General features: G+C 73.1%; 23 protein-coding genes. 17 read left to right on the top strand and 6 right to left on the bottom strand.

Going from position 1 to position 26,862, the window contains the following annotated elements:
- Window positions 1-81 precede the first annotated feature (81 nt).
- From ACIPSE_RS19930 to cobI, 7 genes are read left to right on the top strand one after another with little or no spacing between them, the layout of a single operon-like run.
- A complete protein-coding gene (locus ACIPSE_RS19930) occupies window positions 82-1,023 on the top strand; it encodes a cobalamin biosynthesis protein (protein ID WP_401664375.1) in 942 nt (313 codons plus the stop codon).
- Entirely contained in the window at window positions 1,020-2,540 is a 1,521-nt protein-coding gene (locus ACIPSE_RS19925) for a cobyric acid synthase (protein WP_401664374.1), read from the top strand. Before ACIPSE_RS19930 ends, ACIPSE_RS19925 begins: the two co-directional genes overlap by 4 nt.
- Entirely contained in the window at window positions 2,537-6,190 is a 3,654-nt protein-coding gene (gene cobN, locus ACIPSE_RS19920; protein WP_401664373.1) for a cobaltochelatase subunit CobN, read from the top strand. Before ACIPSE_RS19925 ends, cobN begins: the two co-directional genes overlap by 4 nt.
- Window positions 6,187-8,181, top strand: coding sequence for a putative cobaltochelatase (locus ACIPSE_RS19915; protein ID WP_401664372.1), 1,995 nt, complete (start codon window positions 6,187-6,189; stop codon window positions 8,179-8,181). Before cobN ends, ACIPSE_RS19915 begins: the two co-directional genes overlap by 4 nt.
- Complete coding sequence (cobO, locus tag ACIPSE_RS19910) at window positions 8,181-8,780, top strand: cob(I)yrinic acid a,c-diamide adenosyltransferase (RefSeq protein WP_401664371.1); 600 nt, start codon at window positions 8,181-8,183, stop codon at window positions 8,778-8,780. Before ACIPSE_RS19915 ends, cobO begins: the two co-directional genes overlap by 1 nt.
- Window positions 8,777-10,180 carry a cobyrinate a,c-diamide synthase gene (locus ACIPSE_RS19905; RefSeq protein ID WP_401664370.1) on the top strand — a complete coding sequence of 468 codons (1,404 nt, stop codon included), beginning with the start codon at window positions 8,777-8,779 and terminating at the stop codon, window positions 10,178-10,180. Before cobO ends, ACIPSE_RS19905 begins: the two co-directional genes overlap by 4 nt.
- Window positions 10,165-10,911: a precorrin-2 C(20)-methyltransferase gene (cobI, locus tag ACIPSE_RS19900; RefSeq protein WP_401664369.1), complete on the top strand. Its 747-nt coding sequence runs from the start codon at window positions 10,165-10,167 to the stop codon at window positions 10,909-10,911. Before ACIPSE_RS19905 ends, cobI begins: the two co-directional genes overlap by 16 nt.
- 26 nt (window positions 10,912-10,937) lie before the next feature.
- On the opposite strand, the gene ACIPSE_RS19895 is transcribed toward cobI, so the two are convergent.
- A complete protein-coding gene (locus ACIPSE_RS19895; protein ID WP_401664368.1) occupies window positions 10,938-11,666 on the bottom strand; it encodes a ZIP family metal transporter in 729 nt (242 codons plus the stop codon).
- Between the two features lie 79 nt (window positions 11,667-11,745).
- Between ACIPSE_RS19895 and cobM the strand changes: the two genes are divergently transcribed.
- From cobM to cobC, 6 genes are read left to right on the top strand one after another with little or no spacing between them, the layout of a single operon-like run.
- On the top strand, window positions 11,746-12,564 hold the full coding sequence (gene cobM, locus ACIPSE_RS19890; RefSeq protein WP_401664367.1) for a precorrin-4 C(11)-methyltransferase: 819 nt from the start codon (window positions 11,746-11,748) through the stop codon (window positions 12,562-12,564).
- Window positions 12,561-13,787, top strand: coding sequence for a precorrin-6y C5,15-methyltransferase (decarboxylating) subunit CbiE (cbiE, locus tag ACIPSE_RS19885; RefSeq protein WP_401664366.1), 1,227 nt, complete (start codon window positions 12,561-12,563; stop codon window positions 13,785-13,787). The genes cobM and cbiE overlap by 4 nt, the downstream gene beginning before the upstream one ends.
- Window positions 13,784-15,475 (top strand): precorrin-3B C(17)-methyltransferase, encoded by a 1,692-nt coding sequence (gene cobJ / locus ACIPSE_RS19880; protein ID WP_401664365.1) that lies wholly within the window; start codon window positions 13,784-13,786, stop codon window positions 15,473-15,475. Before cbiE ends, cobJ begins: the two co-directional genes overlap by 4 nt.
- Window positions 15,472-16,062: a precorrin-8X methylmutase gene (locus ACIPSE_RS19875; protein ID WP_401664364.1), complete on the top strand. Its 591-nt coding sequence runs from the start codon at window positions 15,472-15,474 to the stop codon at window positions 16,060-16,062. The genes cobJ and ACIPSE_RS19875 overlap by 4 nt, the downstream gene beginning before the upstream one ends.
- Window positions 16,059-16,982 carry a sirohydrochlorin chelatase gene (locus ACIPSE_RS19870; protein ID WP_401664363.1) on the top strand — a complete coding sequence of 308 codons (924 nt, stop codon included), beginning with the start codon at window positions 16,059-16,061 and terminating at the stop codon, window positions 16,980-16,982. Before ACIPSE_RS19875 ends, ACIPSE_RS19870 begins: the two co-directional genes overlap by 4 nt.
- Window positions 16,972-18,033 carry an Rv2231c family pyridoxal phosphate-dependent protein CobC gene (gene cobC / locus ACIPSE_RS19865; RefSeq protein ID WP_401664362.1) on the top strand — a complete coding sequence of 354 codons (1,062 nt, stop codon included), beginning with the start codon at window positions 16,972-16,974 and terminating at the stop codon, window positions 18,031-18,033. The genes ACIPSE_RS19870 and cobC overlap by 11 nt, the downstream gene beginning before the upstream one ends.
- 105 nt (window positions 18,034-18,138) lie before the next feature.
- Here the strand turns inward: cobC and ACIPSE_RS19860 are convergent, their stop codons facing one another.
- The 5 genes from ACIPSE_RS19860 to ACIPSE_RS19840 form a co-directional block, all read right to left on the bottom strand.
- Window positions 18,139-19,059 carry an SCO1860 family LAETG-anchored protein gene (locus ACIPSE_RS19860; RefSeq protein ID WP_401664361.1) on the bottom strand — a complete coding sequence of 307 codons (921 nt, stop codon included), beginning with the start codon at window positions 19,057-19,059 and terminating at the stop codon, window positions 18,139-18,141.
- 235 nt (window positions 19,060-19,294) lie between these two features.
- Window positions 19,295-20,392: an amidohydrolase family protein gene (locus tag ACIPSE_RS19855; protein ID WP_401664360.1), complete on the bottom strand. Its 1,098-nt coding sequence runs from the start codon at window positions 20,390-20,392 to the stop codon at window positions 19,295-19,297.
- Between the two features lie 14 nt (window positions 20,393-20,406).
- Window positions 20,407-21,231, bottom strand: coding sequence for an amino acid ABC transporter ATP-binding protein (locus ACIPSE_RS19850; RefSeq protein WP_401664359.1), 825 nt, complete (start codon window positions 21,229-21,231; stop codon window positions 20,407-20,409).
- Window positions 21,228-22,061, bottom strand: coding sequence for an amino acid ABC transporter permease (locus tag ACIPSE_RS19845; protein ID WP_401664358.1), 834 nt, complete (start codon window positions 22,059-22,061; stop codon window positions 21,228-21,230). Before ACIPSE_RS19845 ends, ACIPSE_RS19850 begins: the two co-directional genes overlap by 4 nt.
- The gene (locus ACIPSE_RS19840) at window positions 22,058-22,909 is read right to left on the bottom strand and encodes an ABC transporter substrate-binding protein (protein WP_401664357.1); all 852 of its coding nucleotides are present in this window, start codon (window positions 22,907-22,909) and stop codon (window positions 22,058-22,060) included. The genes ACIPSE_RS19845 and ACIPSE_RS19840 overlap by 4 nt, the downstream gene beginning before the upstream one ends.
- A 200-nt stretch (window positions 22,910-23,109) precedes the next feature.
- Between ACIPSE_RS19840 and ACIPSE_RS19835 the strand changes: the two genes are divergently transcribed.
- The 4 genes from ACIPSE_RS19835 to ACIPSE_RS19820 all read left to right on the top strand — a co-directional run bounded on the left by ACIPSE_RS19835 (window position 23,110) and on the right by ACIPSE_RS19820 (window position 26,859).
- A complete protein-coding gene (locus ACIPSE_RS19835) occupies window positions 23,110-24,213 on the top strand; it encodes a pyridoxal-phosphate-dependent aminotransferase family protein (protein ID WP_401664355.1) in 1,104 nt (367 codons plus the stop codon).
- Between the two features lie 318 nt (window positions 24,214-24,531).
- Complete coding sequence (ectA, locus tag ACIPSE_RS19830; protein ID WP_401664353.1) at window positions 24,532-25,062, top strand: diaminobutyrate acetyltransferase; 531 nt, start codon at window positions 24,532-24,534, stop codon at window positions 25,060-25,062.
- A gap of 40 nt (window positions 25,063-25,102) precedes the next feature.
- The gene (ectB, locus tag ACIPSE_RS19825) at window positions 25,103-26,383 is read left to right on the top strand and encodes a diaminobutyrate--2-oxoglutarate transaminase (RefSeq protein ID WP_401664352.1); all 1,281 of its coding nucleotides are present in this window, start codon (window positions 25,103-25,105) and stop codon (window positions 26,381-26,383) included.
- A gap of 71 nt (window positions 26,384-26,454) precedes the next feature.
- Window positions 26,455-26,859, top strand: coding sequence for an ectoine synthase (locus tag ACIPSE_RS19820; protein ID WP_401664351.1), 405 nt, complete (start codon window positions 26,455-26,457; stop codon window positions 26,857-26,859).
- Window positions 26,860-26,862: the final 3 nt, after the last annotated feature.

The following is a 26,862-nucleotide window of genomic DNA, read 5'->3' as shown; positions in this document are numbered from 1 at the left end:
AGTGAGGACATATCGCGATGTTCGCCTGCCGACCGAACCCTGTGACCGGACCGTCCCGCGCACTCCCGATCGGCTGAACCGGTGCGTGCCGATCGCGTCTTCGCGTACGGCGCCGCCGCCGGCCTCCTCGGTGACCTGCTGCTCGGCGATCCCCGCCGGGGGCATCCGGTCGCCGCGTTCGGGCGGGCCGCGGGAGCCGTGGAGCGGGTGCTGTGGCGGGACCACCGCGGGTGGGGCGCCCTGCACACCGCCGTGTGCGCCGGGAGCGCCGTCGCCCTCGGGGCCGTGGCCGAGCGGGCCGTGCGCCCCTCCCGTGCCGCCTCCGTCGCCCTGACCGCCGCCGCCACCTGGGCCGTCGTCGGGGGGACCTCCCTCGCGCGCGAGGCCCGGGTCGTCGGGCGGGCGCTGGACGCCGGGGACGTCGACGCGGCCCGGGCCCGGCTGCCCCATCTGTGCGGGCGCGACCCGCAGGCGCTCGACTCCGACGGGATCGCCCGCGCCGTCGTCGAGTCCGTCGCCGAGAACACCTCCGACGCCGTCGTCGGCGCGCTCGTGTGGGGAGCCGTCGGCGGGGTGCCGGGGCTGCTCGGGTTCCGGGCCGTCAACACCCTCGACGCGATGGTCGGCCACCGCTCCGAACGGTACCTGCGGTACGGCTGGGCGTCCGCGCGCCTGGACGACGTGGCCGGCTGGCCGGGGGCGCGGCTGACCGCCGTGCTGGCCGCGCTCGGCGGGGACGACCGCCGGGGCGCCGTCCGCGCCTGGCGCCAGGACGCCGCCAAGCACCCGAGCCCCAACGCCGGCCCCGTGGAGGCCTCGTTCGCGGGCGCCCTCGGCGTACGGCTCGGCGGGACGCTCTCCTACGCGGGGCGCGTCGAGCACCGGCCCGTACTCAACGGCGAGGGGCGGGCCGTCGCCTCGTACGACATCGAACGCGCCGTACGGCTGTCGCGGCGCGTCGGGCTGCTGGCGCTCGGGGTGAGCGTCGCCGGGCGGGCTCTGCTGAAGGGGCGCAAGGGATGAGCGGGAGCTTGGGCGGGGGGCTGCTCGTCGCGGGGACCACCTCCGACGCCGGGAAGAGCGTCGTCACCGCCGGGATCTGCCGGTGGCTGGTGCGGCAGGGGGTGAAGGTCGCCCCGTTCAAGGCGCAGAACATGTCCCTCAACTCGTTCGTGACGCGCGAGGGCGCCGAGATCGGGCGGGCGCAGGCCATGCAGGCCCAGGCCTGCCGGATCGAACCGTCCGCGCTGATGAACCCCGTGCTGCTCAAGCCCGGCGGCGACCAGAGCAGCCAGGTCGTGCTGATGGGCAAGCCCGTCGGGGAGATGAGCGCGCGCGGCTACCACGGCGGACGGCAGCAGCGGTTGCTGGGGACGGTCCTGGACTGCCTGGCCGAACTGCGGGGCACGTACGACGCGGTGATCTGCGAGGGCGCCGGGTCCCCCGCCGAGATCAACCTGCGGCGCACCGACATCGTCAACATGGGCATCGCCCGCAACGCCGGGCTGCCCGTCCTCGTTGTCGGGGACATCGACCGGGGCGGGGTCTTCGCCTCCTTCTTCGGAACCGTCGCCCTGCTGTCGCCGGAGGACCAGCGGCTCGTCGCCGGGTTCCTCGTCAACAAGTTCCGGGGCGACGTCGGGCTCCTCGAACCCGGCCTCGACATGCTCCACGGACTCACCGGACGGCACACCTACGGGGTGCTGCCGTTCCGGCACGGGCTCGGCATCGACGAGGAGGACGGGCTGCGCATCTCGCTGCGCGGCACCGTGCGCGAGTCGAACGTCGCCCCGCCCCACGGCGAGGACGTGCTGCGGATCGCCGTCTGCGCCGTCCCCCTGATGTCCAACTTCACCGACATCGACGCGCTGGCCGCCGAACCCGGCGTCGTCGTGCGGTTCGTGGACCGGCCCGAGGAACTCGCCGACGCCGACCTCGTCGTCGTCCCGGGAACCCGCGCCACGGTCAGGGCCCTCGACTGGCTGCGGGAGCGCGGGATCGCGGACGCCCTGCTGCGGCGGGCCGCCGAGCGGCGGCCCGTCCTCGGGATCTGCGGCGGCTTCCAGATCCTCGGCGAGCACATCGAGGACGACGTCGAGAGCCGGCGCGGCGAGGTCACCGGGCTCGGACTGCTGCCCGTGCGGGTGCGGTTCGCCCGTGAGAAGACCCTCACCCGGCCCACCGGCGAGGCCCTCGGCGAGTCCGTCGAGGGGTACGAGATCCACCACGGGGTCGCGACCGTCGAGGGGGGCACCCCCTTCCTCGACGGCTGCCGCGTCGGCCAGACCTGGGGCACCCACTGGCACGGCTCGCTGGAGTCGGACGGGTTCCGCCGCGCCTTCCTGCGGGAGGTCGCCGCCGCCTCGGGGCGCCGGTTCGTGCCGGCGCCCGACACCTCGTTCGCCGCGCTGCGCGAGGAGCAGCTCGACCGGCTCGGCGACCTGATCGAACAGCACGCGGACACGGACGCGCTGATGCGGCTCATCGAGTCGGGCGCGCCGCAAGGACTGCCTTTCATTCCACCGGGAGCGCCCGCATGAGCACTGTGTTGTTGTTGTCGACCGCCGACACGGACCTGCTGGCGGCCCGTGCCTCCGGCGCCGCATACCGGATCGGCAACCCGACCCGCGTGGACGTCGCCGGGGAGCTGCCGGCCCTCGTCCGGGGCGCGGACATCGCCGTCGTACGCCTGCTGGGCGGCAAGCGGGCCTGGGAGGACGGGCTGGCCGCGCTGAAGGCCTCCGGCATCCCCACCGTGCTGCTGGGCGGGGAGACCGTGCCCGACGCCGAGCTGATGGCCGAGTCGTCGGTACCCGCCGGTGTCGTCGCCGAGGCGCTCAGGTACCTCGTCGAGGGCGGCCCGGAGAATCTCACCGAGCTGGCCCGGTTCCTGTCCGACACCGTGCTGCTGACCGGCGAGGGGTTCGCCGGGCCGCGGAAGATGCCCGAGTACGGCGCCCACGGCACGTACGCCTTCGAGGAGGGCCGGCCCACCGTCGGCGTGCTCTTCTACCGGGCCCATGAACTCAGCGGCAACACCGGCTTCGTGGACACCCTGTGCGACGCCGTCGAGGCGCGCGGCGCCAACGCCCTTCCCGTGTACTGCGGTTCGCTGCGCGGCGCCGACGCCGGGCTGTACGAGCTGCTCGGGCGGGCCGACGCCCTCGTGGCGACCGTCCTCGCGGCCGGCGGCACCCACGCCTCGCAGGCCTCGGCGGGCGGCGACGAGGAGGCGTGGGACATCGGGGCGCTCGCCGATCTGAACGTGCCCGTGCTGCAAGGGCTCTGCCTCACCTCCTCCAAGGCGGCCTGGGACGAGTCCGACGCGGCCCTGTCCCCCATGGACGCGGCGATGCAGGTCGCCATCCCCGAGTTCGACGGGCGGCTCATCACCGTGCCGTTCTCGTTCAAGGAGCAGGGCCCGGACGACGTCCCCGTCTACGTCGCCGACCCCGAGCGGGCCTCCCGGGTCGCCGGGATCGCCGTACGGCACGCGCAGTTGAAGCACAAGCCGAACGCCGAGAAGAAGCTGGCGCTCGTGTTCACCGCGTATCCGACCAAGCACTCGCGGGTCGGCAACGCGGTGGGACTCGACACGCCCGCCTCGGCCGTGCGGGTGCTGGACGCGCTGCGGGACGCCGGGTACTCGCTGACCGAATACCCCTCCGGCGGCGACGAGTTGATCCACCGGCTCATCGAGGCCGGCGGCCATGACGTCGAGTGGCTGACCGAGGACCAGCTGGCGTCCGCGCCCGCGCGGGTGCCGCTCGCGGACTACCGGGCCTGGTTCGACAAGCTCGACCCGGAGCTGCGGGACGGGATGCTGGAGGCGTGGGGCGAGCCGCCGGGCTCGCTGTACGTCGACGGGGACGACATCGTGCTCGCCTCGCTCCGGTTCGGGAACGTCGTCGTGATGATCCAGCCGCCGCGCGGCTTCGGGGAGAACCCGATCGCGATCTACCACGACCCGGACATGCCGCCCTCGCACCACTACCTGGCCGCCTACCGGTGGCTGGAGAACTCCTTCGGCGCCGACGCGGTCGTCCACATGGGCAAGCACGGCACGATGGAGTGGCTGCCCGGCAAGGGCCTCGGCCTGAGCGGCGGCTGCGCCCCGGACGCGGTGCTGGGCGACCTGCCGCTGATCTACCCGTTCATCGTCAACGACCCCGGCGAGGGCACCCAGGCCAAGCGGCGCGGGCACGCCACGGTCGTCGACCACCTCGTGCCGCCGATGGCGCGCGCGGACACCTACGGCGACCTCGCCAAGCTGGAGCAGCTCCTCGACGAGTACGCGCTGGTCTCCGACCTGGACCCGGCCAAGGCCCCGGCCGTGCGGGCGCAGATCTGGACGCTGGTCAAGGCGGCCGAGCTCCATCACGACCTGCATGTCGACGAGCAGCCGGACGACGGCGACTTCGACGAGTTCGTCATGCACATCGACGGCTATCTGTGCGAGATCAAGGACGTGCAGATCAGGGACGGGCTGCACATCCTGGGCGGCGGGCCGGTCGACGAGGCCCGGGTCAATCTCGTGCTCGCCGTGCTGCGCGCCTCGCAGGTGTGGGGCGGCCAGGCGAACGCCCTGCCGGGGCTGCGGGCCGCGCTGGCGGCTCATTTCGGGCTGGTGGAGAAGGAGTTGCTGGCCGAGCCGGGCGCCCCGGTGAAGGTGCCGGTGGAGCTGTCGGAGCTGGTCGAGGGTCCGGCGCGGACGGCCGCCGACGCGGTCGATCTGCTGGAGGTGCTGTGCCGGCGGGTCGCGGAGGGCATGGAGGCGCGGCACTGGGACGTCGCCGAGGCACCCGGACTGGTCCGTGACGTCCTCGGCCTCGAACTCCCCGACGCGGTCGCCGTGCTGGAGTTCGCGTGCCGTGAGGTGGTGCCCCGGCTGGCCCGCACGACGGACGAGATCGATCACATCCTCAAGGCGCTGGACGGCGGGTACGTCCCCGCCGGTCCGTCGGGTTCGCCCACGCGCGGACTCGTCAACGTCCTGCCGACGGGGCGGAACTTCTACTCCGTCGACCCCAAGGCCATTCCGTCCCGGCTGAGTTGGGAGGTCGGTCAGTCGCTCGCCGACTCGCTGGTGCAGCGGTACCTGGCCGACACCGGGGAGTACCCGAAGTCGGTCGGTCTCACCGTGTGGGGCACGTCCGCGATGCGCACCCAGGGCGACGACATCGCCGAGATCCTCGCGCTGCTGGGCTGCCGCCCGGTGTGGGACGAGGCGTCCCGGCGCGTGACCGGCTTCGAGGTCGTCGGCCTGGACGAGCTGGGGCGTCCGCGCATCGACGTGACGGTCCGTATCTCCGGGTTCTTCCGGGACGCGTTCCCGCACGTGGTCGGGCTGATCGACGACGCGGTGCGGACGGTGGCCGAGCTGGAGGAGCCCGCCGACCTCAACTACGTGCGCGCGCACGCCGACGAGGACACCGCGGAGCACGGGGACCGGCGCCGGGCCACCGCCCGCATCTTCGGCTCCAAGCCGGGCGCGTACGGCGCCGGGCTGCTGCCGCTGATCGACGCGCGGAACTGGCGCTCCGACGCCGACCTCGCCGAGGTGTACGCGGTGTGGGGCGGTTACGCGTACGGGCGCGGGCTGGACGGGCGGGCCGCGCGCGGGGACATGGAGACCGCGTTCAAGCGGATCGCGGTGGCGGCGAAGAACGTCGACACGCGCGAGCACGACCTCGTCGACGCCGACGACTACTTCCAGTACCACGGCGGCATGGTCGCCATGGTCCGGCACCTCACCGGCGCCAACCCCGAGGCGTACGTGGGCGATTCGGCCACCCCGGACCAGGTGCGGACGCGCACGCTGGGCGAGGAGACCCACCGGGTGTTCCGCGCCCGGGTCGTCAACCCCCGCTGGATGGCCGCGATGCGGCGCCACGGCTACAAGGGCGCCTTCGAGATGGCGGCGACCGTCGACTACCTCTTCGGGTACGACGCGACGGCCGGCGTGGTCGACGACTGGATGTACGAGAAGCTGAGCGCCGAGTACGTCTTCGACCCGGAGAACCGGGACTTCATGAAGAAGTCCAACCCCTGGGCCCTGCGCGGGATCACCGAGCGGCTGCTGGAGGCGGCCGACCGGGGCCTGTGGGCCGAACCGGACGCGGACACGCTGGAACGGCTGCGCGCCACGTATCTGGAACTCGAAGGCGACCTGGAGGGCGACGACCAGTGACCACCCCCTTCCCTTTCACGGCCGTTGTCGGTCAGGACGATCTGCGGCTCGCGCTGCTGCTGAACGCCGTCTCGCCGGCGGTCGGCGGTGTGCTGGTGCGCGGCGAGAAGGGCACCGCCAAGTCGACCGCGGTGCGCGCCCTCTCGGCGTTGCTGCCGGAGGTCGACGTCGTTCCCGGGTGCCGTTTCTCCTGTGACCCGGCCAAGCCGGACCCGGCGTGCCCGGACGGGCCGCACGAGGACGGGCCCGGGGGCGCGCGGCCCTCGCGGATGGTGGAGCTGCCCGTCGGGGCGTCCGAGGACCGGCTGGTCGGGGCGCTGGACATCGAACGGGCGCTCGCGGAGGGCGTGAAGGCGTTCGAGCCCGGTCTGCTGGCCGACGCGCACCGCGGCATCCTCTACGTGGACGAGGTCAACCTCCTCCACGACCACTTGGTCGATCTGCTGCTCGACGCCGCCGCGATGGGCGCCTCGTACGTGGAGCGCGAGGGCGTCTCCGTGCGGCACGCCTCCAAGTTCCTCCTCGTCGGGACGATGAACCCCGAGGAGGGCGAGCTGCGGCCGCAGTTGCTCGACCGGTTCGGGCTGACCGTGGAGGTCGCCGCCTCGCGCGAGCCCGACCAGCGGGTGGAGGTCGTCCGGCGGCGCCTCGCCTACGACGACGACCCGGACGGGTTCGCGGGGCGCTGGGCGGACGAGGAGGCCGGGGTACGGCAACGGATCGTCGCCGCACGGCGGTTGCTGCCGTCGGTGCGGCTCGGTGACGGGGCGCTGCGGCAGATCGCGGCGACCTGCGCGGCGTTCGAGGTGGACGGGATGCGCGCCGACATCGTGATGGCGCGCACCGCCACGGCGCTGGCCGCGTGGGCCGGGCGCACCGAGGTGCTGGCGGAGGACGTCCGGCAGGCCGCGCTGCTCGCGCTGCCGCACCGGCGCCGCCGCAACCCCTTCGACGCGCCCGGACTCGACGAGGACAAGCTCGACGAGACGCTGGAGGAGTTCAGCGGCGAGGACGAGGCCGAGGACGACCCCGATCCGGACGGGCCCGGCGGAGGCGGCGGTCAGCCCGCCCCGGACGACGGGCCCGCGCAGGGCGACTCCGGGTCCGGGGCGCGGCCCGAGGCCGGTGAGGACGGCGAGCCGCAGGCCGGCGGCGCCGGTGAGCAGTCCGCCGTACGGGCCTCCGAGCCGTTCCGGACCAAGGTGCTCAGCGTGCCCGGCCTCGGTGAGGGTGCGGCCGGGCGGCGTTCGCGGGCGCGGACCGAGCACGGCCGGACGACCGGTGCGCGACGGCCCCGGGGCGCGCTGACCAAGCTGCACCTGGCGGCGACCGTGCAGGCGGCGGCACCGCATCAGCGGGCGCGCGGGCGTTCGGGGCCGGGGCTCGTGGTGCGGCGGGACGATCTGCGGCAGGCGACCCGCGAGGGGCGCGAGGGCAATCTCGTGCTGTTCGTCGTGGACGCCTCCGGGTCGATGGCCGCGCGGCAGCGGATGAGCGCCGTCAAGGGCGCCGTGCTGTCGCTGCTGCTCGACGCCTACCAGCGGCGCGACAAGGTGGGGCTGGTGACGTTCCGGGGCTCTGCCGCGGACGTCGCCCTGCCGCCCACGTCGTCCGTGGACGCCGCCGCGGCGCGCCTGGAGACGCTGCCCACGGGCGGGCGCACGCCGCTGGCGGCCGGGCTGCTGAAGGCGCACGACGTGCTGCGGGTGGAGCGGCTGCGGGATCCCGCGCGGCGGGCGCTGATGGTCGTCGTGACCGACGGGCGGGCCACCGGCGGGCCCGAGCCGGTCGCCCTCGCGGGGCGTGCGGCCCGGCTGTTCGCCGCCGGGTCGGTCGCCTCCGTCGTCGTCGACTGCGAGTCGGGGCCCGTGCGGCTGGGGCTCGCGGGGCGGCTCGCGGGCGAACTGGGCGGCACGGCCGTCACGTTGGACGAACTGCGGGCCGACGCGATCGCCGGTCTGGTGAAGGACGTGCAGAGGAGGGCCGCGTAATGCCGCAGGGACAGCCGAGTGTGGTGCCGGACGACGGACTGACGACACGTCAGCGCCGCAACCGGCCGCTGGTCGTCGTGCACACGGGCGTCGGGAAGGGCAAGTCCACCGCCGCCTTCGGGCTCGCGCTGCGGGCCTGGAACCAGGGGTGGCCCATCGGGGTGTTCCAGTTCGTCAAGTCGGCGAAGTGGAAGGTCGGCGAGGAGAACGCGCTGCGGGTGCTCGGCGCCAGCGGTGAGGGCGGGACCGTCGACTGGCACAAGATGGGCGAGGGCTGGTCCTGGGTCCAGCGGGACGCGCAGATGGACAACGAGGAGAAGGCCCGGGAGGGCTGGGAGCAGGTCAAGCGGGATCTCGCCGCCGAGACGTACCGGCTGTACGTGCTCGACGAGTTCGCCTACCCCATGCACTGGGGGTGGGTCGACGTCGAGGAGGTCGTCGAGGTGCTGCGGAACCGGCCCGGTACCCAGCATGTGGTGATCACCGGGCGGAACGCTCCGGAGAAGCTCGTCGGCCTCGCCGACCTCGTCACCGACATGTCCAAGGTCAAGCACCCCATGGACGCCGGTCAGAAGGGCCAGAAGGGCATCGAGTGGTGAGTGTGTCCGTCCCACGGCTGGTCGTCGCCGCGCCCTCCTCGGGCAGCGGCAAGACCACCGTCGCCACGGGGTTGATGGCCGCGTTCGCCGCGCGGGGGCTCGCCGTGTCCCCGCACAAGGTCGGGCCGGACTACATCGACCCCGGGTACCACGCGCTCGCCAGCGGGCGGGTGGGGCGGAACCTCGACGCGTACCTGTGCGGGACGGAGTCGATCGCGCCGTTGTTCGCGCACGGGGCGCGGGGGTGCGACATCGCCGTCGTCGAAGGCGTGATGGGGATGTTCGACGGGGCGTCCGGGGAAGGCGAGCTGGCCTCCACCGCGCAGGTGGCGAAGCTGCTGCGGGCGCCGGTGGTGCTGGTGGTGGACGCGTCGGCGCAGGCGCGGTCCGTCGCGGCGCTGGTGCACGGGTTCGTGTCGTGGGATCCCGAGGTGCGGGTGGGGGGCGTGATCCTCAACAAGGTCGGGTCCGACCGCCACGAGGAGCTGTTGCGGGAGGCGCTGGAGTCGGTCGGGGTGCCGGTGTTCGGGGTGCTGCGGCGGGTGGCCCAGGTGGGGACGCCGTCCCGGCATCTGGGGCTGGTGCCGGTCGCCGAGCGGCAGGAGGCGGCCGTCGAGGCGGTGGCGGCGATGGCCGCGCAGGTCTCCGCCGGGTGCGATCTGGAGGGGCTGCTGGCGCTCGCGCGGGGGGCGGGGGCGCTGTCGGGGGCGGAGTGGGACGCGGCCGAGGCGCTGGCTTCCTGCGCGGACGCCGGACGGGCCGACGCGGACGCCGGACGGGCCGGACCAGGTGCGCGCGGGCCCGTCGTCGCCGTCGCCGGTGGTGCCGCCTTCACCTTCTCCTACGCCGAGCACGCCGAGTTGCTGACGGCGGCCGGGGCCGAGGTCGTCGTGTTCGATCCGTTGCGGGACGAGGGGCTGCCGGACGGTGCGCGGGGGCTCGTCGTCGGGGGCGGGTTCCCCGAGGTGTACGCCGCCGAGCTGTCGGCGAACGAGCCGTTGCGGAAGGCCGTGACCGCGCTGGCCGAGTCGGGCGCACCGGTGGCCGCCGAGTGCGCGGGGCTGCTGTACCTGTGCCGGGAGCTGGACGGGCAGCCGATGTGCGGGGTGCTCGACGCCTCGGCGCGGATGACGGAGCGGCTGACGCTCGGCTACCGGGACGCGGTGGCCGTCGGGGACAGCTCGCTGATGGTCGCGGGGACGCGGATGCGGGGGCACGAGTTTCACCGGACCGCCGTGGAGCCGGGGGCCGGGCCGGCTCCCGCGTGGGGGGTGCGCGCCCCCGGGCGGCGGGTCGAAGGTTTCGTACAACAGGGTGTGCACGCGAGTTATCTGCACACGCACTGGGCGGCGCGGCCCGGTGTGGCCCGTCGGTTCGTGGAGAGGTGCCGGACGTCATGAGCAGCAAGAGGTTGATCGGGGTCGGGGTCGGGCCGGGCGATCCCGAGCTGGTGACCGTCAAGGGCATCAACGCGCTGCGGGCCGCCGATGTCGTCGTCGTGCCCGTGATGGACACGGGTGAGCGGGGCCGGGCCGAGGCGACCGTGCTGCACTACGTGCCCGCCGGGAAGATCGTCCGGGTCGTGTTCGCGCTGAACGAGCGCAGTGACCGGGCGCGGCGCGAGGCCGCGTGGGACGCGGCCGGGGAGCGGGTGGCCGGGCTGCTCGCCGGGCACGCGACGGTCGCGTTCGCCACCATCGGCGATCCGAACGTGTACTCGACCTTCACGTATCTCGCGCACACGATCGCGGAGCTGGTGCCGGGGACCGTCGTGGAGACGGTGCCCGGGATCACCGCCATGCAGGATCTCGCCGCCCGGTCGGGTGCCGTGCTCACCGAGGGGACCGAGCCGCTGACGCTCGTGCCGGTCACCGCGGGCGCCGCCGCGCTCAAGGAGGCGCTGGCCGGGCCGGGCACGGTCGTGGCGTACAAGTTCGGGCGGCAGGCCCGTGAGGTCGCCGAGGCGCTGCGGGAGACCGGGCGGATCGAGGACGCGGTGTGGGGGTCGGCGCTGGGGCTCGACGAGGAGTCCATCCAGCCCGCCTCCACGCTCGACGACGGCCCTCTCCCCTATCTCTCGACGCTCATCGCGCCCGCCCGGCGGGACGGCGGCCGGGGCGGCAAACTGTGACCCCGGTCCACGCTTCCGGCATCGGGTCAGTCGGCGATGCCGACCACCAGCCAGATGAACAGCGCCCCCGCGATCGTGCACAGCAGCGTCGAGCGGGCCGGGTGGTCGTGGTGGGCCTCGGGCAGGATCTCCGCCGCGGCCAGGTAGAGCAGCGCGCCGCCGAAGAAGCCGAGATAGCCGCCGAGCAGTTGCTCCGGGATGGTGAACAGCAGCGTCGAGGCGGCGCCGACGACCGGGGCCGCCGCGTCCGCCAGCAGCATCGCCACCGCCTTGCGGCGGGCGTTCCCGTACAGGCTGGTGATCGTGTACGTGTTGAAGCCGTCGGCGAAGTCGTGGGCGATCACCGCGAGGGCCACCGCCGTGCCCATGCCGCCGCCGACCTGGAAGGCCGCGCCGATCGCCACGCCGTCCATGGCGCTGTGCCCGACCATCGCGGCGGCGGCCGTCAGGCCGACCTGGGGCACGCGTCCGTCGTGCTCCTCCGCCCCGTGCGCGGCCTGGCGTCCGGCGAGGAGACGTTCCACCAGATGGGCGACGAGGAAACCGCCCACGAAGAGCAGCAGGGCCGCCGGGACGCCGAAGACCTCGGTGCCCGCCGCCTCCAGTGCCTCGGGCAGCAGGTCCAGGCCCACGACGCCCAGCATCAGGCCGCCGGCCAGGCCCAGCACCAGGTGACGGCGGTCCGTCACGCGTTGCGCGGTCCAGCCGCCGGCCAGCGTCATCAGGAACGCGCCGAGCGCAACGAACACCGCCATGGGCTCTTCGTATCCGATCAGGGCCCCTTCGCGCACATCCAAACCCCCAAGTAACGCTCGTACGAGAGGATCCGAACCCATGGCCGACGCCCCCACCGGCAAGGTGACCTTCGTCGGTGCCGGCCCCGGCGCCGCCGACCTGCTGACGTTCCGTGCCGCGCGCGCCATCGCCGAGGCCGACGTCGTGATCTGGGCCGCCAGCCTGGTCCAGGCGGAGGTTCTGCAGCACGCGCGCGAGGACGCGGAGATCCTCGACTCGGCGACGATGTCGCTGGAGGACGTCGTCGCCGTCTACGAGCGGGCCGTCGCGGACGGTCTGAAGGTGGCCCGGATCCACTCCGGCGACCCGGCCCTGTGGGGCGGCACGCAGGAGCAGCTCGACCGGTGCGCGCGGATCGGTGTCGCGACCGAGGTGGTCCCCGGGGTGTCCGCGTTCTCGGCCGTCGCCGCGCTCGCCCAGCGCGAGCTGACGATCCCGGAGGTCGCGCAGTCCGTGGTGCTCACCCGGCTGGGCGGCGGCAAGACGCCGATGCCGCCCGGTGAGGAGGTGCGGGAGTTCGCCAAGCACGGCACGACGATGGCGATCTTCCTGTCCGCCGCGCGCAGCGGGCAGCTGGTGCGGGAGCTGCTGGAGGGCGGCTACCCGACGACCACACCGGTCGTGGTGGCGTACCAGGCGACCTGGCCGGAGGAGCTGATCGTGCGGTGCACGATCGAGACGCTGGAGGAGACGGTCAAGGAGCACAAGCTCTGGAAGCACACGCTCTTCCTGGTCGGCCCGGCGCTGGACGCCGAGGGCACCCGATCGCACCTGTACCACCCCGGTCACTTCCACGGTTATCGCAAGGCCGACCCCGCGGCCCGCCGGGCGTTGCGCGAACGGGGTGCGAGTACGTGATCACCGTCTTCGGCACGGGGACGGGGGCGCCGGTGCCGGCCGAGGTGCTGGCCGGGGCCCGGCTCGTGGTGGGCGGGCGGCGGCATCTGGAGTCCGCGCCGGTGCCCGCGGGGGCCCAGCAGGTCGTCCTCGGGGCGCTCGCGCCCGCCCTCGACCGCATCGGGCGGTGCCTGGAGGAGAAGGTCGTCGTGCTGGCCTCCGGCGACCCCGGGTTCTTCGGGATCGTGCGGGCGCTGGCCGAGCGGTTCGGGCCGGACGCGCTGGACGTGCGGCCCGGTGTCTCCTCGGTGGCGACCGCCTTCGCGCGGCTCGGGCTGCCGTGGGACGACGCGGTCGTGGTCAGCGCGCACGGGCGGGAGCTGCGGACCGCCGTCAACGTCTGCCGGGCGCGGCCGAAGGTGGCCGTGCTGACCGGGCCGGGGGCCGGACCCGCGGAGCTCGGGGCGGCGCTCGGGCCGGACCCGCGCACGCTGTACGTCGCCTCCGCTCTCGGGTCGGACGCCGAGCGGGTGGAGCGGGTCTCCCCCGCCGAGGCCGCCGCCCGGGACTGGGGCACGGCGGTGAGCGTGGTGCTGTGCCTGGACGAGACGCGGGCGCTGGGCGCGGTGCGGACGGTCGCCGGGGACGCTCCCGGGGCGGACCGGTGGGCGCTGGAGGAGGCCGGGTTCGGCCACCGCGACTCGATGATCACCAAGTTCGAGGTGCGGGCCCTGGCGCTGGCCCGGCTCGGGCCCCGGCTCGGCGACCACGTCTGGGACGTCGGGGCGGGCTCCGGGTCGGTGGCCGTGGAGTGCGCGCGGCTCGGGGCGGCCGTGACCGCCGTGGAGAAGGCACCGGACGGCGTCGGGCGGATCCGGGCCAACGCCGCAGCGCACGGCGTGGACGTGCGGGTCGTGCACGGGACGGCGCCCGGGGCGCTGGCCGGGCTGGACGATCCGGACGCCGTGTTCGTGGGCGGTGGCGGGCGCGAGCTGCCCGCCGTCGTCGCCGCGTGCGCGCTGCGGGCCCGGCGGACGGTCGTGGTGGCCATGGCCGCCCTGGACCGGGTGCCGCAGGCCCGTGCGGCGCTCACGGGCGCCGGGTTCTCCTGCGACGGGGTGCTGTTGCAGTCGTCGCGGCTGGCGCCGCTGCCGGGCGAGGTGACCCGGCTCGCGGCGACCAATCCCGTGTTTCTGTTGTGGGGGTCGAGAACCCCCGTTTCTCAAGAGGGAGTTGCTCTGTGATCGGCCTCATCTCCGCCACGTCGGCGGGCGCGGCTGCGCGGGACCGGCTGGCCGCCGCTTGGCCGGGACGGACGCGTGTGTACGAGGGCCCCGTCGGGGACGCCGTACGGACCGCGTTCGTGGAGTGCGAGCAGCTCGTGTGTTTCCTGGCGACCGGGGCCGTGGTGCGGCTCGTCGCGCCGCTGCTCGGCGACAAGACGTCCGACCCCGGAGTGGTGTGCGTGGACGAGGGCGGGCGGTTCGCCGTGTCGTTGGTCGGCGGGCACGCCGGCGGCGCCAACGAACTGGCCCGTGAGGTCGGCGAGTTGCTGGGGGCCGAGCCGGTGGTGACGACGGCCACGGACGCGGCCGGGCTGCCGGGGCTCGACCTGCTGGGGCTGCCCGTCGAGGGGGACGTGGCCGCCGTGTCGCGGGCGCTCCTGGACGGGGAACCGGTCGTGCTGGAGGCGGAGTCGCCCTGGCCGCTGCCCGCGCTGAGGGTCGCGGAGAGCGGGGACCACGTCATCCGGCTCACCGACCGGCTCGTGGACGCCGGTGAGCGGGAGGTCGTGCTGCGTCCGCCGTCGCTGGTCGTCGGGGTGGGCGCCTCCCGGGGCGCGCCGGTGGAGGAGGTGCTGGGGCTGGTCCGCGACGCGCTGCGGGACGCCGGGCTGTCGGCGGCGTCCCTCGCCCATCTCGCCACCGTCGACGCCAAGGCCGAGGAGCCGGGCGTCGTCGGGGCGGCACGCGAACTGGGCGTCCCGCTGGTGACGTTCGGCGCGCCGGAGCTCGCGGCGGTCGAGGTGCCCAACCCCTCGAACGCGCCGCTGGCCGCCGTGGGCACACCGTCGGTCGCCGAGGCCGCCGCGCTGGCCGGCGGGGGTGAACTCCTCGTCCCCAAGCGGAAGTCGTCGCGCGCCGACGGCCATGCCGCGATGGCGACCTGTGCCGTCGTACGGCGTCCCGCGCGCGGCCGGCTCGCGGTCGTGGGCCTGGGGCCCGGCGCCCGGGACCTGCTCACACCGCGCGCGAAGGCCGAACTCCAAGGCGCCGCCGTGCTGGTGGGCCTGGACCAGTACGTGGACCAGATCCGCGACCTGCTGCGGCCCGGCACCGTGGTCCTGGAGTCGGGGCTCGGCGCCGAGGAGGAGCGGGCCCGCACCGCCGTGGCGGAGGCCCGCAAGGGGCAGGCGGTCGCGCTGATCGGCAGCGGCGACGCGGGCGTGTACGCGATGGCGTCGCCCGCGCTGGCCGAGGCGTCGGACGACATCGACGTGACCGGGGTGCCCGGGGTGACCGCGGCGCTCGCCGCCGCCGCGATCCTCGGCGCGCCGCTGGGCCACGACCATGTGTCGATCAGCCTCTCCGACCTGCACACCCCGTGGGAGGTCATCGAGCGGCGGGTGCGCGCGGCGGCCGAGGCGGACATCGTGGTCACCTTCTACAACCCGCGGTCGCGGGGCCGTGACTGGCAGTTGCCGAAGGCCCTGGCGATCCTCGCCGAGCACCGGGAGCCGGCCACACCGGTCGGTGTCGTGCGCAACGCGTCGCGGCCGGACGAGTCCAGCCGGCTGACGACCCTGGGCTCCCTGGATCCGGCGTGGGTCGACATGATGACGGTGGTGACGGTGGGCAACACGGCGACCCGCCGGATCGCCGGGCGCATGGTGACGCCGCGCGGCTACCGCTGGCAGGAGGACCCGAAGTGAACCGAGTCGTCCACCCCATCGAGGTGGAGTCCTACCGGCGGATGCGTGCCCGGCTGGACACCACGCACCTGCCGCCGCTGACGCGGGCGGTCGTGGAGCGGGTCGTGCACTCCGCCGCCGATCTCGGCTACGCCGACGACCTCGTCCTGGACGAGGGGCAGTTGGAGAAGGCGCACGCCGCGCTGCACGGCGGCGCGCCCGTCGTCGTGGACGTGGAGATGGTGGCCGCCGGGATCACCCGCCGGGAGACCGTGTGCCGGCTGCGGGACGCTGTGGCCGGACCGGGGCTGACCCGTTCCGCGCACGCGATCCGGCTGGCCTACGAACAGGTCGGGCCTGGGGCGCTGTGGGTGATCGGCAACGCGCCCACCGCGCTGGAGGAACTGCTCACGCTGGACGCCTCCCCCGCACTCGTCATCGGGCTGCCCGTCGGTTTCGTCGGCGCGGTCGAGTCCAAGGCGGCGCTCCGCGACAGCGGACTGCCCGCCGTGAGCAACGTGTCCGAGAAGGGCGGCTCCGCCGTCGCCTCGGCCGCGCTCAACGCCCTTCTGTACCACCCCACTTCGTCCTCCGAGGAGAAATCGTGACCACCCCGCCGCCCGCCCTGCTCATCGCCGGTCATGGCACCCGGGACGAGGCCGGAGCCGAGGCGTTCCGCGCCTTCGTCCGGGAGCTGGGGCAGCGCCATCCCGAACTGCCCGTCGCGGGCGGCTTCATCGAGCTGTCCCCGCCGCCGCTCGGCGAGGCGGTGACCGAGCTGGTGGAGCGGGGCGCGCGCCGTTTCGCCGCGGTGCCGCTGATGCTGGTGTCCGCCGGGCACGCCAAGGGCGACATCCCGGCGGCCCTGGCCCGCGAGAAGGAGCGCCACACCGGGATCTCGTACACCTACGGGCGTCCGCTGGGCCCGCACCCCTCGCTGCTGAAGGTCCTGGAGCGGCGTCTGGAGGAGGCGCTGGGCGGCTCCGCGGGACGCACCCCGGGGGATCGCTCGGACGTGACGGTGCTGCTGGTGGGGCGCGGTTCGACCGACCCGGACGCCAACGCCGAGGTGTACAAGGCGGCCCGGCTGCTGTGGGAGGGGCGCGGGTACGCGGGCGTGGAGACGGCGTTCGTGTCGCTGGCGGCGCCGGACGTGCCGAGCGGGCTCGACCGGTGCGTGCGGCTCGGGGCGAAGCGGATCGTCGTCCTGCCCTACTTCCTGTTCACGGGCATCCTGCCGGAGCGGGTGCGGCAGCAGACCGAGGGCTGGGCGGCGGCGCACCCGGAGGCGGAGGTGTTCTCGGCGGACGTCATCGGTCCCGAGCCCGAGCTGCTCGACCTGGTGATGGAGCGGTACCGGGAGGCCGTTCAGGGCGATCTGCGGATGAACTGCGACTCGTGCGTGTACCGGATCGCGCTGCCCGGGTTCGAGGACAAGGTGGGCGCGCCGCAGCAGCCGCACTTCCACCCGGACGACGACGGCCACCACCATCACCACGGGCACCACGGGCATGCCCATGCGCACTGACAGCCATGACCTCCGCCACCACGGTGACGCGGAGGTCCGTGACGACGGTGCCCGGCTCACCGATCTCGCGGTCAACGTCCGGGCGGACACGCCCCCGCGATGGCTGCGGGAGCGGATCGCCGAGTCGCTGACGGGGCTCGCCGCCTATCCGGACGGCCGTGCGGCGCGGGCGGCGGTGGCGGCCCGGCACGGGCTGCCGGTGGAGCGGGTGCTGCTGACCGCGGGCGCGGCGGAGGCGTTCGTGCTGCTCGCGCGCGGCCTGAAGGTCCGTCAGGCGGTGGTGGTGCATCCGCAGTTCACGGAGCCGGAGGCGGCGCTGCGGGACGCGGGGCACGGCGTGGACCGGGTGCTGCTGCGGGCCGAGGACGGTTTCCGGCTGGACCCGGGGGCCGTCCCCGAGGACGCGGACCTGGTGGTGATCGGCAACCCGACGAACCCGACGTCGGTGCTGCACCCGGCCGCCTCGATCGCCGAACTGGCGCGTCCCGGGCGGACGCTGGTGGTGGACGAGGCGTTCATGGACGCCGTGCCGGGTGAGCGGGAGGCGCTGGCCGGGCGCACGGACGTGCCGGGTCTGGTGGTGCTGCGGTCGCTGACGAAGACCTGGGGTCTCGCGGGGCTCCGCATCGGCTACGTCCTCGCCGACCCGGAGACGATCGGGGAACTGGAGCGGGCCCAGCCGCTGTGGCCGGTGTCCACGCCCGCGCTCGCCGCGGCCACCGCCTGCGTGGGACCGCAGGCGCTCGCGGAGGCCGCGCACGCCGCCCACCGGATCGCCGCCGACCGGGCCCATCTGGTGGCCGGGCTGCGGGAGTTCGAGCCGGACGGGCTGCACGTCGCCGAACCCGCCGAGGGCCCCTTCGTCCTCGTCCGGCTGCCGCGCGCGACCGCCGTGCGCCGGCATCTGCGCGACCTCGGGTACGCGGTGCGCCGGGGGGACACCTTCCCGGGGCTGGACGAGGGCTGGCTGCGGCTGGCCGTACGGGACCGGGCGACCGTCAACGCCTTCCTCCAGTGTCTGGACCAGGCGATCACGCTGTCCGGCCGCTGACCTCGCACGGGCGCGCTCCGGCCATGCACGGCCGCCCTCCGGCCTCGCACGGGCGGCCGGCAGCCTGGGGACACAGGCTGCCGGCCGCCGGACCGTGCCGCGCAGTCAGTTCCGGGCGCGCCGCGCCACGACGACCGCTCCCCCGCCCGCGAGCAGCAGGGCGACCGCGCCACCGGCGATGTACGGGGTCATGGAGTTGCCGCCGGTCTCGGCCAGCCCGGCCTCGGCGGGCGCGCCCTGGGGCTCGACACCGCTCTCGTCACCGGCCGGCTCCGGGTCGCCCGCGGGTTCCTCGGCGGCCTGGACAGGCGGCGCCTCGCAGGTGGCCTTCGCGAGGGTCAGGGTGCCCTCCACCTCGGCCACGTTGAGGTCCAGCGGGTTGACCGAGACGGTCAGTTCGAGGGCCGTCGCGGCGGCCGTGCGTGTGGTGGTCTCGGTCTTGGACAGGTCCAGACGGACCTCTCCGACACCGGGGACCTTCACGTCGGTGGGGCCGCCCGCGGTGACCTTGACCTTCTTGCCGAGGACGGTGACCTCGCCCAGCAGGTTGGACTCGGCGACCGGGGTCTTCCCCGCCTCGCAGCGCGCCTCGGAGGTGACCGTGCCGAGCTCGACGAGCGACAGCAGGGGCAGTCCGGGGACGTGCAGCCTGGCGTGGGCGAGCCGGGTGGAGGCCACGGCGGCGGTGTCGGTCACGTCGGCCTTCGCCGTCGCCACCTCGGCCGCCAGGACGCTGAAGGCCTGGCCGCCGTCGACACCGTCGAGGCGGGCCGTCAGCGCGGTCTTCTCGGCGCTCTGCGGCGCCTGGACCTCGTTCAGGGAGACCGCGAGCGGGACGTTCACGGTCTTGTTGAGCAGGGAGACGTCGAGTCCGGTACGCAGGACGACGGCGCTCGCGCGTCCTTCGTCACCGGTGGCGTGCGCGGACCCCGCACCGGCCAGGACCGCGGGACCTGCGGCCAGGACGGTTGCCGTCGCGACGGTCGCGAGACGGCGTGCGGGCATACGGAAGTTCTTGCCGTTCAAGGTGGGGAACCCCTCAGAGGAGACTTGCTCGGGACTCGGCAAGAATTACGCACTGAGAGTGAACAGTCAGCAATCCGGCGGGACTTCACTCCTACGTGACCGACCCGTGAAACTTTTCGAATCGACAGGCACGGTTGTTCCGCGAAGTCACCCCCGTACCCCCTTCTGTGCGAGCGCACGCGTTGACGGCCCGGCGCGTGAACGGGAGTGAGCAACGAGCGGCCCTGACGATCGGTCACGCTCCGTCAACGACACGCCCGTTGACGACGACCCGCCGCGGAGCGGCCAGCACCCGGACGTCGGCCCGCGGATCGGCCTCGTAGACGACGAGGTCCGCCGGCGCGCCCTCCTCCAGGCCCGGGCGCCCCAGCCAGGCCCGCGCCTTCCAGGACGTCGCCGCGACGGCCTCGACGGCCGGGATGCCCGCGGTGACCAGTTCGGCGACCTCGTCGGCCACCAGGCCGTGGGGCAGGGTGCCGCCGGCGTCGGTGCCGACGAACACCGGGACGCCCGCGTCGTAGGCGCCGCGGACCGTGTCGTAGCGCCGCTCGTGCAGCCGCCGCATATGGGCCGACCAGCGCGGGTACTTGGACTCCCCGCCGGCCGCGAGCCGCGGGAAGGTGGCGATGTTGACGAGGGTCGGGACGATGGCGACGCGCCGTTCCACGAAGAGCGGCACGAGGTCGTCGGTGAGTCCCGTCGCGTGCTCGACGCAGTCGATGCCGGCCTCGACGAGGTCCCGCAGGGAGCTCTCCGCGAAGCAGTGCGCGGTGACGCGGGCGCCGAGCCGGTGCGCCTCGGCGATGGCCGCCTCGACGGCGTCCCGCGGCCAGGTGGGGCTCAGGTCGCCGAGGTCGCGGTCGATCCAGTCGCCGACCAGCTTGACCCAGCCGTCTCCGCGCCGGGCCTCCTGGGCGACGTACGCGACGAGGTCCTCGGGCTCGATCTCGTGCGCGAAGCCGCGGATGTAGCGGCGGGTACGGGCGATGTGCCGGCCCGCGCGGATGATCCTCGGGAGGTCCTCGCGGTCGTCGGCCCACCGAGTGTCCGAGGGCGAACCCGCGTCCCGGATCAGCAGGGTGCCCGCCTCCCGGTCGGTCAGCGCCTGCTTCTCGGCGACGTCCCGCGGGACCGGCCCGTCCGGTCCGAGACCGACGTGGCAGTGCGCGTCGACGAGACCGGGCAGGGCCCAGCCCTCGACGGTCCGCACGTCCCGGGCGCCGACGGGACGGTCGTAGGTGATCCGCCCGTCGACCACCCACAGCTCGTCCCGGACCTCGTCGGCCCCGACGAGAACCCGCCCCTTCACCCGCAGCACCACACGTTCGCTCATGGCGGCACCCTAGGTCAGGCGTCGGGGTGCTTCCCCTGCGCGGGTTCCTCCTCGACGTCGGCCATCGCCGGGTCCAAGAGGCGGGAGAGGAAGTGGCGGGTGCGTTCGTGGCGGGGGTTGCCGATGACGTCCGCCGGGACCCCGTCCTCCACGATCACTCCGCCGTCCATGAAGACGACCCGGTCGGCGACCTCGCGGGCGAAGGTCATCTCGTGGGTGACGACCATCATCGTCATACCCTCGTCGGCGAGCATCCGCATGACGGCGAGGACGTCGCCGACCAGTTCCGGATCGAGCGCGGAGGTCGGCTCGTCGAACAGCATCACCTCGGGGCCCATCGACAGCGCGCGGGCGATGGCGACGCGCTGCTGCTGGCCGCCGGAGAGCGAGGCCGGGTAGGCGCCCGCCTTCTCGGTCAGTCCGACGCGCTCCAGGTTCTGCGCGGCCACCTTCGCCGCCTCGGCCTTGCCCCGCTTGAGGACCCGCCGCTGCGGCAGCGTGAGGTTCTCGGTGACGGTGAGGTGCGGGAAGAGGTTGAACTGCTGGAAGACCATGCCGATGCGGCGGCGTACGGCGTCGATGTCGACGTCCGGGTCGGTGAGTTCCGTGCCGCCGACGACGACCTGGCCCCGGCCGGGCTCCTCCAGGAGGTTCACACAGCGCAGCAGCGTCGACTTGCCCGAGCCGGAGGGGCCGATGACACAGACGACCTCGCCGCGGCGGATCTCCAGGTCGATGCCCTTGAGGACCTCGTTGTCGCCGAACGACTTGTGCAGGCCCCGGACCTGGATCTCCGCGGTGCCGGGGGCGGTTCCGGTACCGGTTCCGGTGTCGGTCATTTCACGGCCTCCTGGGCCTTGGCCTCCATGCGGCGGACGACGAAGCCGAGCGGGATCGTCACCAGCAGGTAGCACAGGCCCGCGACGAGGATCGGCGTCGAGTTGGCGGTCTGGCTCGCCAGGTCCCGGCCGTACTTGGACAGTTCGCGCTCCTCCAGGGTGACGCCGAGGAACAGCACCAGCGAGGAGTCCTTGAAGAGCAGGACGAGTTCGTTGGTCAGCGGCGGCAGGATGATGCGGAACGCCTGCGGGATGATGATGGACACCATCGCGCGCGCCGGGGAGAACCCCAGTGAACGGGCCGCCTCCATCTGCCCCTTGGGCACCGCCTGGATGCCCGCGCGGATCGTCTCCGCCATGTAGGCGGCGGCGACGAGGCCGAGCGCGAGGGCGACCTTGCCGTAGGTGCCGCCGGGGATCTCGGTGCCGGGGAAGGCGAGCGGGACGGCCACGCCGATGAAGATGAAGATCAGCAGGGCGGGCAGACCGCGGAAGATCTCGATGTACACCCCGGCGAACCATCGGTACGGGCCGACCGACGAGAGCCGCATCAGCGCGATCACCATGCCGAGCACGAGCCCGAAGACGAACCCGGACAGCGTGTACAGCACGGTGTTCTTCAGCGCCAGCGTGATGACGTCCGGGAACATCTGCCGGGCGATGTCCCACTGGGCGAACTGGTTCTTCAGCCGCCCCCAGTCCGCCGCCGCCACGAAGGCGACGACGGCGGCGACGAACACCACGTACTGCGCGCCGCGCGACAGGCTGCGCCTGCGACTCCGTGTCAGGCCCTTCCTGCGGGGCTGGAGCCGTGCGTCCGTGTCCGTCATGAGGCGGACGGGGAGGCGGAGGCGGCCGACTCGTCGTACGGGCCGATCCACTTCTCGTACAGCTTCTTGTACGTGCCGTCGGCCTTGGCGTCGGTGAGCGCCTTGTCGATCGCGTCGACGAGCTTCGTGTTGCCCTTCTTCACCGAGAACCCGTACTGCTCACCGGTGTTGATCTGCTCGGCGACCTCGAAGGCGGAGGAGTTGGCGGAGTCCTTCAGCCAGCCCTGCACCACCGGGTAGTCGATGATGACGCCCTTGACCTGGCCGGTGCGCAGACCGTTGAGGACGGCGTCGGAGGACTCGAAGGAGACCGGGTCCAGGCCCTGGCTCTTGGCGTAGTCCTCGCCGGTGGTCTGCGCCTGCGCGCCGAGCTTGGCGTTCTTCGCCTTGGCGTCGGCGAGGGAGGTGATCCCGCTGTCCTTGTCGACGAGGAGCGCCTGGGTGGCCTCGAAGTAGGGGTCGGAGAAGTCGACGTTCTTCTTGCGCTCGTCGGTGATCGTCATGCCCGCCGCGGCGACGTCGCACTCACCGGAGTTGAGGAAGGCACCCGTCTTGAAGTTCTCGAAGGGGGTGTCGAGGATCTCCTGCTTCACGCCCAGGTTCTTGGCGACGAGGTCGATCAGCGCCACGTCGAAGCCCTGCACCTTGCCGTCGATCTCCGACTGGAACGGCGGGTACGGCAGGTGGGTGCAGGTGGTGAGCTGACCCCCCTTGACGAGTTCGACACCGCCGGCGGCGGTCTTGCTGCCGCTGCCGCCGTCGTCCGAGGAGCAGCCGGCCACGAGCAGCAGCCCGGCCGTCGCGGTGGTGGCGGCCAGGATGCGGGTACGGCGCCCGAGGGTCGTCATCTGGGGGTCTCCTGTCAGGGAACTGTGGGTTCCGGAACTTCGGGTTCTGATTATAAGGAAATCTTTGAGGCGCTCAAATCAAAACGAGGGTCGTGCGGTCGTCCGGCCTAAGAAGTCACCACTCACCCGCCGCCGAGGTGATCGACGGGGAGCGGATACCCTTCGATCACCTCTACCCCGGTGAACGAAGCGAGCACCCCGTGACCCACCCCTTCCTTGACCTGGCCCCGCTCGGCGCGGCGCATTTCGCCTCGATCGAGGACCGTGTGGCGCGGCTGCTCCGGACCGGGCAGGACGTCGTGATCACGCAGGGCGAGGCGCTGCTGCCGCTGGAGGGCGCGATCCGCGGCACCGCCGGGCCGGGCACCACGGCGCTGAACGTCATCACGGGACCGTACGGGCAGACCTTCGGGGACTGGCTGCGGGACTGCGGCGCGACCGTGATCGATCTCGCCGTCCCCTTCCACACGGCGGTGACGGCCGAGCAGATCCGCGAGGCGTTCGCCGAGCACCCCGCGATCGACTTCGTCTCGCTCGTCCACGCGGAGGCGGCCACCGGCAACACCAACCCCGTCGCGGAGATCGGCGAGGCCGTGCGTGCGCACGGCGCCCTCTTCTACCTCGACGCCGTCGCCTCCATCGGCGCGGAGCCGGTGCTCCCGGACGCGTGGGGCGTGGACCTGTGCGTGATCGGGGCGCAGAAGGCCATGGGCGGCCCCGCGGGCGTCTCGGCGGTGTCGGTGAGCGCGCGGGCGTGGGAGCGGATGGCGGCGAACCCGCAGGCGCCGCGCCGCTCGTACCTCTCGCTCCTGGACTGGAAGGAGCGCTGGATCGACGGCGGGCGGCGCGCCCTGCTGCACGCCCCGGCCCAGCTGGAGATGCTCGCCCTGGAAGCCTGCGTGGAGCGGATCGAGTCGGTGGGGCTCGACACGGTGATGGCGCGGCACGCGTCCGCGGCGTCCGCGACCCGGGCGGGGGCCGTCGCCCTCGGGGGCGGGCTGGAGCCGTACGTGCACGAGGCGCGGGACGCCGCCCCGGTCGCGACGACCCTGCGGGCGCCGGCGGGGGCCGACGCCGCCGGACTGGTCGCCCGGGCGCTGGAGTCCGACCCGGCGCTGCCGCTCGCCGCGGGAGGCGGCGCGCTGGCCAAGGAGATGATCCGGGTCAACCACTACGGGGTCGACGCCACCCCGGGGGCCGTCCGGGCGTGCCTGGCGGCCCTGGGCGCCGCGCTGGCGGAGAACGGGCGCGACGTGGACGTCGAGGGTGCGCTGCGCGCGGCCGAAGAAGCCTGGGGACAGTAATTCCAGCAATTCCCCTCAGTCTTATTAATTGAATTAATTCAGCGCAGCTTCCCGTATTCTTCTGCCCGCTTTCGCCTGCCCTAAACGCAAAGATTCAGCGAACATCGCGAGGGGTGATTCGGGCAGATCTCATGGCGGTTACGCGGCTGTGACGCGTTCCACACCGAGGTCGATTCGCCCTATTCATGGTGGTCGAATCAGTACATATCCCACGCCATTCGCGCATCCGCCCGCGCCCGCGTGATAACACGGCGGCCTGGGTCATGTAACCCCTCCCGGCCGTGCACTTTCGAATTTCCCTCGGTAAATTCAATTTCCATGACTGCCGCACCAGCAGACCTGCAAGCCGACCTGCCGACCGACCTGGAAATCGACCGTCCCTCGGTCTCGGACGGCGCCGCATTGTGGCGGATAGCGAAGGATTCGAAGGTCCTCGACCTGAACTCGTCCTACAGCTATCTGCTGTGGTGTCGTGATTTCTCCGCCACGTCGGCCGTCGCGCGGGACGGCAGCGGGGAGCCGGTCGGCTTCGTCACCGGCTACGTCCGGCCGGACCGTCCGCGCACCCTGCTGATCTGGCAGGTGGCCGTGGACGACGCGCACCGCGGACGCGGCCTGGCGGGCACGCTGCTGGACGCGGTGGCCCACCGGGCCGCCGCCGAGCAGCGGATCACCGCCGTCGAGACGACCATCGCTCCCGGCAACACCGCCTCCGAGCGGCTGTTCGCGGCGTTCGCGGAGCGCCACGGCGCCGACGTGCGGCGTGAGGTGCTCTTCGACACCCGTCTGTTCCCCGACGGACCGCACGACCCCGAAGTGCTGTACCGCATCGGTCCCCTCTCCGTCTGAACACCTCAGAAGACCCCCACGCACCGAGGAGCGATTCGTCGTGACCATCACCCAGCCCGACCTCAGCGTCTTCGAGACCCTGGAGTCGGAGGTCCGCAGCTACTGCCGCGGCTGGCCCACCGTCTTCGACCGTGCGCGCGGCAGCCGGATGTACGACGAGGACGGCCACGCGTACCTGGACTTCTTCGCCGGCGCGGGATCGCTCAACTACGGGCACAACAACCCCGTGCTGAAACGGGCGTTGATCGACTACCTGGAGCGGGACGGCGTCACGCACGGGCTCGACATGTCCACGAGCGCCAAGCGGGCCTTCCTCCAGACCTTCCAGGACCTCGTGCTGCGGCCCCGCGATCTGCCGTACAAGGTCATGTTCCCCGGGCCGACGGGGACCAACGCGGTGGAGTCGGCGCTGAAGCTCGCGCGGAAGGTGAAGGGACGCGAGGCCATCGTGTCCTTCACCAACGCCTTCCACGGGATGTCGCTCGGCTCGCTCGCCGTCACCGGCAACGCGTTCAAGCGCGCCGGGGCCGGGGTCCCGCTGGTGCACGGCACGCCGATGCCGTTCGACAACTACTTCGAGGGCACGGTCCCGGACTTCCTGTGGTTCGAACGGCTCCTGGAGGACCACGGGTCGGGGCTGAACAAACCCGCCGCGGTGATCGTGGAGACCGTGCAGGGCGAGGGCGGCATCAACGTGGCCCGGCCCGAATGGCTGCGCGCGCTCAAGGAGTTGTGCGAGCGGCAGGACATGCTGCTGATCGTCGACGACATCCAGATGGGTTGCGGGCGCACGGGTGCGTTCTTCTCCTTCGAGGAGTCCGGCATCACGCCCGACATCGTCACGGTGTCCAAGTCGATCAGCGGCTACGGACTGCCGATGTCGCTGTGCCTGTTCACGCCGGAGCTGGACATCTGGGAGCCCGGCGAGCACAACGGGACCTTCCGCGGCAACAACCCCGCCTTCGTCACCGCGACCGCGGCCCTGGAGACGTACTGGGCCGACGGCTCGGCGATGGAGAAGCAGACCCTGGCGCGCGGCGAGCAGATCGAGCAGGGGCTCATCTCCATCACGGAGGAGAACCTCGCCGATGTGAAGGAGTACCGGGGCCGCGGGCTGGTGTGGGGCATCGAGTTCCACGACAAGGAGCGGGCCGGGCGGATCGCGCGGCGCGCCTTCGAACTCGGGCTGCTCATCGAGACGTCGGGCCCCGAGAGCGAGGTCGTCAAGCTGCTGCCCGCGCTCACCATCACCCCGGAGGAACTGGACGAAGGGCTCAGCGTCCTCGCCCGCGCCGTCCGGGAGACCGTCCGACCTGCCTGACCTGACCTGACCTCGGACCGAACCGTCCGAACCGTCCGAACCGCCGTCTACATAGGAGGCATCGCTCCACCGTGATCGTCCGTTCGTTCAAGGAGATCGAAGGCACCGACCGGCACGTGAGGTCCGCGTCCGGGACGTGGGAGAGCAAACGCATCGTCCTCGCCAAGGAGAAGGTCGGCTTCTCGGTGCACGAGACGATCCTCTACGCGGGTACGGAGACGTCGATGTGGTACGCCAACCACATCGAGGCCGTCGTCTGCGTGGAGGGCGAGGCCGAGCTGACCGACGACGAGACCGGGCTGAAGTACACCATCACGCCCGGGACCATGTACCTCCTCGACGGGCACGAGCGGCACACGATGCGGATCAAGGAGGACTTCCGCTGCATCTGTGTCTTCAACCCGCCGGTCACCGGACGGGAGGACCATGACGAGAACGGCGTCTACCCCCTGCTCACCGAACCCGAGGAGGTGTGACCC

It is taken from the genome of Streptomyces sp. NPDC090106 (assembly GCF_044747265.1).
GTDB lineage: Bacteria > Actinomycetota > Actinomycetes > Streptomycetales > Streptomycetaceae > Streptomyces.
The sequence above is the reverse complement of the archived record's forward strand: the minus strand, read 5'-3'. Positions and strand labels throughout refer to the sequence as shown.